Below are 11,309 nucleotides of genomic sequence, written 5' to 3' on the forward strand. Positions count from 1 at the left end.
CGAAGACCCGCCGCAAGCGGATGCGGCGGGCCCTTGGCCGTGCGGTGCGTCGCGTCTCAGGCGGCAGTGAACTGCAGCGGGCGCACCTGCTGGAACAGGCCCGTGGCCTTGAGCTCCTCCAGCACCGACGCCGGCGGCTGCTCGTCGAGGTAGAGCAGCGCGATGGCCTCCCCGTCGCGGGCCGAGCGCCCGAGGGTGAAGTTGGCGATGTTCACGCCGTTCTCGCCCATGGTCTGACCCAGCGTCCCGATGATGCCCGGCACATCCTTGTTGGTGGTGTAAAGCATGTGCTCCCCGATCTCGGCGTCGATGTTGATGCCCTTGATCTGGATGAACCGCGGCTTGCCGTCGCTGAAGACCGTGCCCGCGATCGACCGCGTCTTCAGCTCGGTCTTGACCACCAGCCGGATGTAGCCGTCGAAGACGCCGGTCTTGTCCTGCGTGGTGGTCGACACCTCGATCCCGCGATCCTTGGCGATGATCGGGGCAGACACCATGTTCACGTCGGGGTTCGTGGCCTTCATGATCCCCGCGATGGCGGCGCAATTCAGCGCCTTGAGGTTCATGTCCTTGGCGACACCGTTGTAGACGACCTCGATCTCCTCGATCGCCTCTTCGGTCAGCTGCCCCACGAACGCGCCGAGATGCTCGGCCAGCTTCAGCCATGGCCCCATGATCCGCGCTTCCTCGGCGGTGACGGACGGCATGTTCAGCGCGTTCGACACGGCCCCGGTCAGCAGGTAATCGGCCATCTGCTCGGCCACCTGCAGCGCGACGTTTTCCTGCGCCTCGGTCGTGGCCGCGCCCAGGTGCGGGGTGACGACGACATTCTCCAGCCCGAACAGCGGGTTCTCCGTCGCCGGTTCCTCCTTGAACACGTCGAAAGCGGCGCCCGCGACATGGCCGGACGTGATCAGCTCGGCCAGCGCGGCCTCGTCGACCAGCCCGCCGCGCGCGCAGTTGACGATGCGCACGCCCTTCTTCGTCTTCGCCAGGTTCTCCGCCGACAGGATATTCGCCGTCTTCTCGGTATAGGGAACATGCAGCGTGATGAAATCGGCCTTGGCCAGCAGCTCGTCCAGCTCGACCTTGGTCACGCCGATCTGCGTCGCGCGTTCCTCGGACAGGAAGGGGTCATAGGCCAGCACCTTCATCTTCAGCCCCAGCGCCCGGTTGCAGACGATGGACCCGATGTTGCCCGCGCCGATCACGCCCAGCGTCTTGCCGGTCAGCTCGACCCCCATGAAGCGCGACTTTTCCCACTTGCCGGCATGGGTCGAGGCATTCGCCTCGGGGATCTGCCGCGCGACGGCGAACATCATGGCGATGGCGTGTTCCGCCGTGGTGATCGAGTTGCCGAAGGGCGTGTTCATCACGATGATGCCCTTCTTCGACGCCTCGGGGATGTCGACATTGTCGACCCCGATGCCCGCGCGGCCGATCACCTTGAGGTTCGTGGCCTCGGCGATGATCTTTTCGGTGACCTTGGTCGCCGAGCGGATGGCAAGCCCGTCATACTCGCCGATCACCGACAGAAGCTTGTCCTTGTCCTTGCCGATGGAGGGGTCGAAGGTGACGTCGATGCCGCGGTCGCGGAAGATCTGGACGGCGGCGTCCGACAGCTTGTCGGAGATGAGAACCTTGGGGGCCATGGGTGTGGTCCTTTGATGAAATGGGGGGAGAGACGCCGGGCTGAAGCCCGGCCTGCATCTGTTATCCTGGGGGGTAAGCCGGGCGGTCTGCCCGGCACACCGTCAGGCCGCGTCGGCCTGTGCCGCGATCTCGGCGTGGAAGGCCCAGTCGAGCCAGGGCAGCATCGCCTCGATATCCGCCGTCTCGACCGTCGCACCGCACCAGATGCGCAGACCGGCGGGCGCGTCCCGATAGGCGCCGATGTCCAGCGCCACGCCCTCGGCCTCCAGCCGCTTGGCGACGGCCTTGGCAAAACCGGCCCCGTCCACGATCCGCGGATCGGTGAACTTGAGGCAGACCGAGGTGTTCGACCGCGTCGCCGGGTCTTCGGCCAGGTTGTCGATCCAGTCGCGCGCGTCGCAGAACTCGAAGATCGCCTGCGCATTGGCATTCGCACGCGCCATCAGCGCCGGAAGCCCGCCGATGGATTTGCCCCAGTCGAGCGCGACAAGGTAATCCTCCACCGCCAGCATCGAGGGGGTGTTGATCGTCTCGCCCACGAAGATGCCTTCGATCAGCTTGCCGCCCTTGGTCATGCGGAAGATCTTGGGCATCGGCCATGCGGGCGTATACGACTCCAGCCGCTCCACCGCGCGGGGGCTCAGGATCAGCATGCCATGCGCCGCCTCGCCGCCCATGACCTTCTGCCAGCTGAAGGTGGTCACATCCAGCTTGTCCCAGGGCAGATCCTGCGCGAAGGCCGCGCTGGTCGCGTCGCAGATCGTCAGCCCCGCACGGTCGGCGGGGATCGCGTCGCCATTGGGCACGCGCACGCCGCTGGTCGTGCCGTTCCAGGTAAAGACGACATCGGTGTCGAAATCCACGGTCGCCAGGTCGACGATCCGGCCATACTCGGCGGTCATCACCTTGGCGTCGAGCTTCAGCTGCTTGACCGCATCGGTCACCCAGCCCGCGCCGAAGCTTTCCCAGGCGATCATCGTGCAGGGCCGCGCGCCCAGGAGCGACCACATCGCCATCTCGACGGCACCCGTGTCGGAGGCCGGAACGATGCCGATGCGATACTCGGCAGGCACGCCGAGAATCGCCCGCGTCTCTTCGATGGCGGCCTTCAGCTTGGCCTTGCCGACCGCCGCGCGATGCGAGCGCCCAAGCGCGGCATCGGACAGCTTGTCCAGCGAGAAAACGGGGGGTTTGGCGCAAGGGCCAGAGGAAAACCGCGGGTTCGCCGGAACGGCGACAGGTTTCTGGGCCGGCGTTGTCGCCGGGTGGTCAAGTGCCATGATCTGATACCCTCTCAGATATTCGCCCCTCGTTGGGGAGGGGTGTCCCACCGCTGCACATACGGGGCGCGCGGCAGCGCGGCAAGCCGGAAAATGTGGCCGAAGCGTCGCTTTCGGACGACAGAGGGCCGCCCGCGTCCATCATCGGAAACACCCGGCGCTTCGGGTGCGCGCCAAAAAAACGACTCGCCTTTTAGGCGAACATAAACAACGCTCTACACCCAAGCTGCCATATGTCAGCGGCGCAACTGTCCAACCGGATTGACAAATTGCTTGCGGCAGGCCGCCATAAAGCCCTAAACTACAAGGCGAAACCCCCATCACGGCCACAATCGGAGGGACCGTGCGCGACCAGGCCCATACCCTTCCATTCGACCTGTCCGACTTTCTTCTGTTCCAGATGTCGGTGATCGCCAGTCGTGCGTTCCAGCGGATCATGGAGGACACCGGCCTCCAGGTGCCCGAATGGCGCATCATGATGGCCCTGCCCGCGAATCAGCCCTGTTCCAGCCATGACCTCTGCATCCTGACCGCGATGGACGCCGCCCGCGTCAGCCGCGCCCAGCGCCGGCTCGAGGATCTCGAGATGATCTCGGTCGTGCGCGACACCGATGACCGGCGGCGGCTGGTCGTGCGCCTCAGCGACAAGGGCGACGAAGAGGTGACGCGCCTCAAGTTCGCCGCCCGCGAAGTCGAGAGCAAGATGCTCCAGCAGCTCGGCCCCGAGGATCGCGCCAGCCTCAAGACCGCCATCGGCGGGCTTTACGAAAAGCTCTGATCCAGCAACAGCCGCGTCAACGCGCCCTCGGGCGTGGCCAATTCGTCGATCACGTCGAAATGATGCAGACCGGGCAAGTGAACGGCCCGCGTCTCGGCCCCCAGCCCCGTCCAGACATTCGCCAGCAGATCGGTCTGCCGCAGGAACTCGGGCCGCTCGTTGCCCCCCACGGCGCAGGTGATCCGCAGCCCCTCGCGCGGGGTCAGCAACGCGGGGCTCTCGGCCGCGGCCTCGTCCGCGTCCAGCCGCAGGGTCTCGTTCATCGCTGTCCGCATCAGCGGGCGCAGGTCATGCACCCCCGAGATCGACAGCACATGGGCGATTCGCCCCGCCACGGCCTCGGGCAGCACCCCCGCGCAGCCCATCCGCGACACCAGCTGCCCACCCGCCGAATGCCCGGCCAGGTGGATCGGCCCCGCCACCGCCTCGGCGGCGACGGCGACCGCGGCGGCGATTTCGGCCGTGATCCCGGCGATCCGCGCCTCGGGCGCAAGCGTGTAACGGACCGCGGCCACCGCCTGCCCCCGCGCCAGCGGCCCCGCGGCGAGAAAGCCGAACTCGTCCGGCGAGAACCGCATCCAGTAGCCGCCATGCACGATGATTGTCAGACCCTGCACGGCGCTTTCGGGTCGAAACAGCTCCAGCACCTGACGCGCGCCGGGCCCGTAGCGCAGACCCTCGGGCGCACGCCGCTCCCGCAGCGCGGCGGTGCGAACGGGCCAGTCGGCCAGGAACCGCTCCGCCCCCGGAATATGCGCGGCATTGGCATAGGCATCGTCCCAGTCGGTGATCGGCATCGCACCCTCCCTCGCTCTTCCGCCGCAGCAAGCCGCATCGCGCAGACGGGCACAAGCCACATGCGGCATTTTCGGAAACGGACCGCGACAGGTCGCCTCCGGCCTTGCCGACTCCCCCCGCGCGGCGCTACCAAAGGGGTGCTTCGGTCCGGACGGTTCAACCGTCCGGTGAAAAGGGAACGCGGTGCAATTCCGCGACTGCCCCCGCAACTGTAAGCGGCGAGCGAAACCGGCACATGCCACTGGGGCAAGACCTGCCCCGGGAAGGCCCGGTTCCCGCGACGACCCGCGAGTCAGGAGACCTGCCGAAGTGATCACCCTGTCCGGGCGCGGTGGGCGCCATGGGCAACGGACCCTTCCGTCGTGGTGACACCTTCACCGTTCACGGGAGGGGTCCGTCGACCCCCCTCAAGAACATCGCAACAGACCAAGCGGGCCAGATGCGCCCGCGAGGGGGACATATGAAACACACGATCACGGTGGCGCTGCCTTTGGCGCTGCTTCTGCCGGTCATGGCACCGGCACAGACCGCCCTGTTCTCGCTCGACGAAATCGTCTTTTCCGGCAACCTGACCGAGCTTGACGCGGACCGTAGCGGCCTTTCCATCGAGGTGATCACCGAGGAAGACCTCGAAGCCGCGGGCGAGGTACAGATCTCCGACTACCTTGCAAGGCTTCCTGGTCTGAATGTGACCCGTGACGGTCCTGTCGGGCAAAACTCTTTTCCCCGCATTCGCGGGCTAGACGGACGCTACATCACCGTTCGCATCAACGGGATCGACGTGAACGATCCCTCGTTGATCCAGAACCAGACCAATTTCGGCGGCCTCACGACGGCCAACATCAGCCGGATCGAGGTGCTCTACGGCTCGCAATCCGCCCTCTACGGCTCCGAAGCCGTGGCCGGTGTCATCGACATCCGCACCACGGCCATTCCGGACGAGGTCGGTGACGAGCTGGGCTTCTCGATCGAGGGCGGCAGCTACGACACCGCACAGGCGGCTTTCTCCTATGCGGTGCGAGGCGAACGCGGCGGGCTTGCCTTTTCGGCAACTCGTCTCGTGACCGAGGGCTTCTCGGCCGCCGAGGAAGGCGATGGGAACACCGAGGCTGACGGCCACCGCGCCACCACACTCAGTTTCTCGGGCGAATACGATGTGACGGACACCGTCACGATTGGCGTCGATACCTTCTGGCAGGACAGCTTCACGGAGTTCGACGAAGGCCCCGGCGCGCCGCCCGGCCCGTTCAACGGCGATGGACCACAAACACAGGATGTGACGCAGCGCGGTGCGCGCCTCTACGCTGAAATCGAAGGCGGCGCAGTCGACCATGAATTCAGCCTCTCGGACTACGAGACCGAACGTTTCTTCCCTCTGGGATTTTTCCAGCGCTTCATCGGCGAGCGGACAGAGATGCGCTACGTCGGAACCTGGGAATTTGCACCCGAAAGCGCCTTGTCTTTCGGTCTTGAGCGCTCGAAAGAGCGGTTCATGTCCATCACCTCACTCGGCAGCGTTTCGTCAGCGGAGATCGATGTGACATCCGCAATCGCCGATATTGCCTGGGCGGTCTCTTCCAACCTCGATCTCAGCCTGTCGGGCCGCATCGACGACCATTCGCGCTTCGGCACACAGCACAACCTGCGCGCCGCTCTGGCATTGCGGCCAGACGCCGACACGGTCATCCGGGCCAGTGTCGGTCAAGGTACCCGTGCCCCCTCGCTCTTCGAGCTCTTCAGTGACAACGGCAACCCGGGCCTGTCGCCCGAAACCAGCCTCAGCGTCGACCTCGGCATGGAGCGCAGTTTCGGCGACTTGAGGCTTGGCGCCACCGTCTTCTGGATACAGGTCAATGACCTGATCGGGTTCGACGGCACGGCAACGTTCTGCGCCTCGCCCTTCGGCTGCTACGTCCAAGTCCCCGGCGAGACGACAACACAAGGTGTCGAACTTGCGGCCAGTTATGACGTGACGGAGCGCATCAGCGCCTTCGGAACCTATACGTATACCGACACTGAAACCGCCTCCGGTGCCCGGCTGACCCGGGTGCCGCGTCACCAACTCAGCCTTGGCGTCGCAGGTGAGCTCGACAGTGGGTGGCGTTTCTCGGTTGCCGGTATCGGGGCCGCCGACACCGCCGTTTCTACCTTCGCGACCAATCAGCTCGACGATTATTTCGTCGTGAATGCTAATGTCGGTTACGAGCTTAGCGACGGAGTCGAAGCCTATTTGAGGGTCGATAATCTCTTCGACACCGAGTACCAGACCTCGCCTGGCTTCGGCACCTCCGACCGGGCCGTTTACCTCGGCCTTCGGTCGCGGTTCTGACATGACCGCCCTGCGCGCCCTTCTCCTCGGCCTCGCCCTCGCGGCGGGGCCTTCGGGCGCGCAGACCCCCGCGACCGCAGGGGGCGCGCCCGCTCGCGTCGCGCCGGAAGGCGCGCCCGCCCGTGTCGTCTCCATGAACCTCTGCACCGACCAGTTCGCCCTGATGCTGGCCGCGCCCGGTCAGCTTGTCTCCGTCTCCCATATCAGCGCCAATCCCGTCTCCTCCCCCATGGCCGAAGAGGCCGCGCGCCATCATCTCAACCACGGCAGCGCCGAGGAGATCTTTCTCCTCCGGCCCGACCTTGTCCTCGCCGACCCATGGTCGGACCCCGCCGCCCTCTCCATGCTCCGCCGCCTCGGCGTCGAGGTGGTGCAGGTCGAGGGCGTCCGGCAGCTTTCCGACATCCCCGACCGCCTCCGCCGCTTCGGCGCGCTCATGGGCCGCGAGGCCGAGGCCGAGACCCTGATCCGCCGGTTCGAGACGGATCTGGCCGCCCTTGCCGCCCCCGCCACCACCGGACCCCGCGCCATCATCTACTTCCCCAACGGCTACAGCCTTGGCGAAGGCTCCATGGCGCATGAGCTGCTGACGCGCGCGGGCTTCCGCAACATCGCCACCGAAATCGCGCCCAGCGCGACCGGGCAGATCGCCATGGAACTGCTCGTCATGGCGGCCCCCGACCTGATCATCCGCGACCGCCCCTATCCCGGCGCGTCCCAGGCCGAGGCGATGCTCGACCACCCCGCGCTGCAGGCGCTGATTGCCGCCGGGGCCGGTCACGAAAGCGGCCCCGACTGGGCCTGCGGGACGCCGCGCGTCGTGGCCGCCCTGCGCGCGCTGGTCGAGATGCGCGAACGGCTGGAGGCCGCCCCATGACCCGCGCCCTTTTCCCCGCGCTTGCCGCGCTCACCCTCGCCCTCGCGCTCCTGTCACTGCTCACCGGCCCGGCGGGCTTCGGCATCGGCGACAGCCTGCGCGCCCTTCTCACCGGGCAGGGCGAGGCCATCACCCTCGTGATGCGCGAGATCCGCCTGCCGCGCGTCCTGCTCGCCATCATGGTCGGCGCCAGCCTCGGCCTCTCGGGCGCGGCGCTTCAGGGCTACCTGCGCAATCCGCTGGCCGAACCGGGTCTGATCGGCGTGTCAGGCTCTGCCGCGCTGGGCGCGGTCATCGCCCTGCAAACCGGCGCGGCGGCGGCCTTTGCCCTTGCCCTGCCGCTCGCGGCGCTGACCGGCGCGACCGTCGCCGTCCTCCTGATCCTCATGCTCGCAGGCCCCCGCGGCGGATCGCTCACGCTGATCCTTGCGGGCATCGCGATCTCGGCGCTGGCGGGCGCGCTGACCTCGCTGGCGCTGAACCTCTCGCCCAACCCCTTCGCCACCGCCGAAACGGTGTTCTGGATGATGGGCTCGCTCGCCGACCGGTCCTTTTCCCATGTCTGGATCGCGCTGCCCTTCATGGCGCTCGGCTGGGCGCTGCTGCTGCCGCTCGGCCGCGGCCTCGACGCGCTGACCCTCGGCGAAGACGCCGCGGGCGCGCTCGGCATCCGCCTCGACCGGCTGCGCCTGCAACTGGTCCTCGGCGTCGCCGCCTGCGTCGGGGCCGCCACAGCCGTGGCCGGGGCCATCGGCTTCGTCGGCCTCGTCGTGCCGCACCTGCTGCGCCCGCTGGTCGGCGCGCGCCCCTCCGTCCTCCTGCCCGCCTCGGCGCTGGGCGGCGCGGCCATGGTGCTGCTGGCCGACATCGCCGTGCGCCTCGTTCTGCCCGAACGCGACCTGAAGCTCGGCGTGCTCATGGCCATCGTCGGCGCGCCGCTCTTCCTCCACCTGATCTACAAGACGCGGAGGGCGGGCGCATGACCCTCACCCTCGACGCCCTCACAATCCGCCGCGGTGATTGCCCCGTGGTCGACCGCGCCACCCTCACCATAGCCGAAGGCGAGTTCGTCGGCCTGATCGGCCCGAACGGCGCAGGAAAGACCACGCTGATGCGCGGCGCGCTCGGCCTTTTGCCGCATACCGGCCGCTCCTCCCTGACCGAGATGCCACCGCAGGCCCGCGCGCGGCATGCCGCATGGCTCCCGCAAGCGCGCGAAATCGCCTGGCCCGTCAGCGTCGAGACCCTCGTCACGCTCGGCCGCACGCCGCACCTGTCGGCGGGCCAACGCCCCGGAGACCAGGACCGCCAGACCATCGCGCAGGCCATCGCCACCATGGGCCTTGCAGGCTTCGAACACCGCCCCGCGACCGAGCTTTCGGGCGGCGAGCAGGCCCGCGTCCTGATCGCCCGCGCGCTGGCGCAGGACACCCCCCTGATCCTCGCCGACGAGCCCATCGCGGGCCTCGATCCCGGCCACCAGATCGCCACGATGACCGCTTTCGCGTCCCTCGCCCGTCAAGGCAAGGCGCTGATCGTCTCGCTCCACGATCTCGGGCTTGCGGCGCGGCACTGCACCCGGCTGATCCTGATGCACAAGGGCCGCATCCACGCCGACGGCCCGCCCGAGGCGGTGCTGACCGACGCCAACCTGCGCGATGTCTTCGGCATCACCGCCCATTTGACGCACACGCCCGATGGCGTCATCTTCCAGCCGCTCGAGGTGCTGCCATGACCGACCTGCCCGACCTGCTCACGCGCGGCGGCCCCGTCGTCTGGGCCATCGGCCTTCTGTCCGTCATCACCCTCGCCCTGATCCTGTGGAAGCTCTTCCGCCTCTCCACCCTCGGCGCATGGTCGGGAGGCCGCGTTACGGCGCAGGCCATCACCGATTGGCAAAGCGGCAACCCCGAGGGCGCGCTATCGCGCCTCGCCCCCCGCCGCTCCGTCCGCGCGCGCCTCGCCCATGCCGCCATGAGTGCCCGCCGCGACGCGACCCTCACGCCCGAGGCCGCGCGCGAGGACACGACCCGCATCGCCCGCGCCCTTCTGGCCGAGCTGCGCGGCGGCCTGCGCCCCCTCGACCTGATCGTGACCATCGCGCCGCTTCTGGGCCTTCTCGGCACCGTTCTCGGCATGATCGCAGCCTTCCAGGCCCTGCAGGAGGCCGGGGCGCAAGCCGATCCCGCCACCCTCGCCGGCGGCATATGGGAGGCGCTTCTGACCACCGCGATGGGCATGGCCGTCGCCATCCCCGCCTCCATGGCACTGACATGGTTCGACAGCATCGCCGACCGCCTGCAAGCCGAGATGGAGGATGACGCAACCCGCATCTTCACCCGCGGGGGCGCGGGGTGAGTTTCCGTTTCGCAGACGCCCGGCCCCGCAGGCGGCCCAGCCTCACGCCGATGATCGACGTGGTCTTCCTGCTGCTCGTCTTCTTCATGCTCGCCGCCCGCTTCGGTCAGGAGGGCGCGCTCGACCTGTCGCTCGCGGGCGGCGGCGCGGGCGCATGGGAGGGGCCGCCGCGACTGGTGCAGGTGGAGGAACAGGGGCTGCGCCTGAACGGCGTGGCACGCGATGAACAGGGCCTGATTCAGGCTTTGACAGGCCTTGTAGGGTCTGAAACAGACCTCATCCTGATCCAGCCGGACGAGGGCGCGGCCCTCCAGCGCCTGCTCGACACCATGGCGCTGCTGCAGGGGGCGGGCTTCACCAATCTCGCCTTGGTGGAGCCATGAATTTCGCCACCCCCCGCCCCCGCCGCGCAGCACAGGACCGCGCCATCGTGCCGATGATCAACGTGGTCTTCCTGCTGCTGATCTTCTTCCTGATGACGGCAAGCCTCACCCCGCCGCCCCCGCTCGAGATCACGCCGCCCACGGCGCAGGCCGATCCGACAGACCCTCAACCCGGCACGCTCTACATTGCCGCCGACGGCACGTTCGCCTTCGGCAGCACCACCGGCCCCGCGGCCCTCGACGCGCTGGCCGCAAGCCGCCCCGAAACGCTGCCGGTTCTCGCCGACGCGGGCCTGCCCGCCGCCGATCTCGCCCGCCTCCTGCCGCAACTTGCGGCGGCGGGCGTCACCGACATCCGCCTCGTCACGGTGCAGCCATGAGGCGCGCGGTCGAGATCCTGGGCTTCCTCGGCCTCTCCGCCGCGGTCCACGCGGGCGTTGTCACGGGCCTTGGCGACGGCTTCGGCGGCCCGCAGGGGCAAGGGGCGGGCGGCGTCTCGCAAGCGACCCTGCAAGCCGCCCCCGAAAGCCTCGCCGCGCTGGCGGACCGCTGGTCTAGCGCGCCCGAGACGCCACGGGCCCCACAGGCGCTGCAAGCCCCGGACATGGCCACCGAGACACTGGAAATCAGACCCGAAACCGCAGTGCAGAGCCTGTCACGGCCCGATCTACCGACCCTGCCCCAAACCGACCGGACCCCGACCCGCAGCGAGGCCGCACCGCCCCCCGCATGGCGCGCGCCCGCGCTCGATCGGACCGCGCCGAGCCTGCAACAGGCCACCACCCCGACGCCCGGCACACCCACCGCGCAGGCCGACACAGCCCCCCGGCGCAGCGCGCCGCCGATGCTGGCG

General features: G+C 68.3%; 11 protein-coding genes, 1 pseudogene and 1 riboswitch. Of the genes and pseudogenes, 9 read left to right on the plus strand and 3 right to left on the minus strand.

Annotated elements, in window-relative coordinates; all coding sequences use genetic code 11:
• Positions 1-56 precede the first annotated feature (56 nt).
• Together serA and QQK83_RS08995 are read right to left on the minus strand one after the other, a co-directional pair.
• Positions 57-1,652: a phosphoglycerate dehydrogenase gene (gene serA, locus QQK83_RS08990; protein WP_284263524.1), complete on the minus strand. Its 1,596-nt coding sequence runs from the start codon at positions 1,650-1,652 to the stop codon at positions 57-59.
• Between the two features lie 102 nt (positions 1,653-1,754).
• On the minus strand, positions 1,755-2,933 hold the full coding sequence (locus tag QQK83_RS08995; protein WP_284263525.1) for a phosphoserine transaminase: 1,179 nt from the start codon (positions 2,931-2,933) through the stop codon (positions 1,755-1,757).
• Positions 2,934-3,276: 343 nt separating this feature from the next.
• Between QQK83_RS08995 and QQK83_RS09000 the strand changes: the two genes are divergently transcribed.
• Complete coding sequence (locus tag QQK83_RS09000; RefSeq protein WP_284263526.1) at positions 3,277-3,711, plus strand: MarR family winged helix-turn-helix transcriptional regulator; 435 nt, start codon at positions 3,277-3,279, stop codon at positions 3,709-3,711.
• Here the strand turns inward: QQK83_RS09000 and QQK83_RS09005 are convergent.
• Positions 3,696-4,508, minus strand: coding sequence for an alpha/beta hydrolase (locus QQK83_RS09005; RefSeq protein ID WP_284263528.1), 813 nt, complete (start codon positions 4,506-4,508; stop codon positions 3,696-3,698). The genes QQK83_RS09000 and QQK83_RS09005 overlap by 16 nt on opposite strands.
• Positions 4,509-4,635: 127 nt before the next feature.
• Positions 4,636-4,832, plus strand: a riboswitch (cobalamin riboswitch).
• A 137-nt stretch (positions 4,833-4,969) separates the two neighbouring features.
• Here QQK83_RS09005 and QQK83_RS09010 point away from each other — a divergent pair.
• The 8 genes and pseudogenes from QQK83_RS09010 to QQK83_RS09045 all read left to right on the plus strand — a co-directional run.
• Complete coding sequence (locus tag QQK83_RS09010; RefSeq protein WP_284263529.1) at positions 4,970-6,838, plus strand: TonB-dependent receptor plug domain-containing protein; 1,869 nt, start codon at positions 4,970-4,972, stop codon at positions 6,836-6,838.
• Between the two features lies 1 nt (position 6,839).
• A complete protein-coding gene (locus QQK83_RS09015) occupies positions 6,840-7,715 on the plus strand; it encodes an ABC transporter substrate-binding protein (protein WP_284263530.1) in 876 nt (291 codons plus the stop codon).
• Positions 7,712-8,698 carry a FecCD family ABC transporter permease gene (locus QQK83_RS09020; RefSeq protein ID WP_284263532.1) on the plus strand — a complete coding sequence of 329 codons (987 nt, stop codon included), beginning with the start codon at positions 7,712-7,714 and terminating at the stop codon, positions 8,696-8,698. Before QQK83_RS09015 ends, QQK83_RS09020 begins: the two co-directional genes overlap by 4 nt.
• Positions 8,695-9,450, plus strand: coding sequence for an ABC transporter ATP-binding protein (locus QQK83_RS09025; RefSeq protein ID WP_284263534.1), 756 nt, complete (start codon positions 8,695-8,697; stop codon positions 9,448-9,450). The genes QQK83_RS09020 and QQK83_RS09025 overlap by 4 nt, the downstream gene beginning before the upstream one ends.
• Positions 9,447-10,073 (plus strand): MotA/TolQ/ExbB proton channel family protein, encoded by a 627-nt coding sequence (locus QQK83_RS09030; protein WP_284263536.1) that lies wholly within the window; start codon positions 9,447-9,449, stop codon positions 10,071-10,073. Before QQK83_RS09025 ends, QQK83_RS09030 begins: the two co-directional genes overlap by 4 nt.
• Positions 10,070-10,456, plus strand: a complete 387-nt coding sequence (locus QQK83_RS09035) for an ExbD/TolR family protein (protein ID WP_284263537.1) — start codon at positions 10,070-10,072, stop codon at positions 10,454-10,456. Before QQK83_RS09030 ends, QQK83_RS09035 begins: the two co-directional genes overlap by 4 nt.
• A complete protein-coding gene (locus QQK83_RS09040; protein WP_284263538.1) occupies positions 10,453-10,836 on the plus strand; it encodes an ExbD/TolR family protein in 384 nt (127 codons plus the stop codon). Before QQK83_RS09035 ends, QQK83_RS09040 begins: the two co-directional genes overlap by 4 nt.
• Positions 10,833-11,309, plus strand: a pseudogene (locus tag QQK83_RS09045) (hypothetical protein); the annotation flags it as partial. The gene QQK83_RS09040 and the pseudogene QQK83_RS09045, both read left to right, overlap by 4 nt.

Source organism: Roseicyclus amphidinii, from assembly GCF_030163755.1.
In the GTDB taxonomy this organism is placed as follows: Bacteria; Pseudomonadota; Alphaproteobacteria; order Rhodobacterales; family Rhodobacteraceae; genus Roseicyclus; species Roseicyclus amphidinii.

Coding starts and splice junctions, on each gene's coding strand:
- QQK83_RS09040 (WP_284263538.1), top strand. CDS start 10,453: ATGAATTTCGCCACCCCCCGCCCCCGCCGCGCAGCACAGGACCGCGCC.
- QQK83_RS09025 (WP_284263534.1), top strand. CDS start 8,695: ATGACCCTCACCCTCGACGCCCTCACAATCCGCCGCGGTGATTGCCCC.
- QQK83_RS09010 (WP_284263529.1), top strand. CDS start 4,970: ATGAAACACACGATCACGGTGGCGCTGCCTTTGGCGCTGCTTCTGCCG.
- serA (WP_284263524.1), bottom strand. CDS start 1,652: ATGGCCCCCAAGGTTCTCATCTCCGACAAGCTGTCGGACGCCGCCGTC.
- QQK83_RS09020 (WP_284263532.1), top strand. CDS start 7,712: ATGACCCGCGCCCTTTTCCCCGCGCTTGCCGCGCTCACCCTCGCCCTC.
- QQK83_RS09005 (WP_284263528.1), bottom strand. CDS start 4,508: ATGCCGATCACCGACTGGGACGATGCCTATGCCAATGCCGCGCATATT.
- QQK83_RS08995 (WP_284263525.1), bottom strand. CDS start 2,933: ATGGCACTTGACCACCCGGCGACAACGCCGGCCCAGAAACCTGTCGCC.
- QQK83_RS09030 (WP_284263536.1), top strand. CDS start 9,447: ATGACCGACCTGCCCGACCTGCTCACGCGCGGCGGCCCCGTCGTCTGG.
- QQK83_RS09015 (WP_284263530.1), top strand. CDS start 6,840: ATGACCGCCCTGCGCGCCCTTCTCCTCGGCCTCGCCCTCGCGGCGGGG.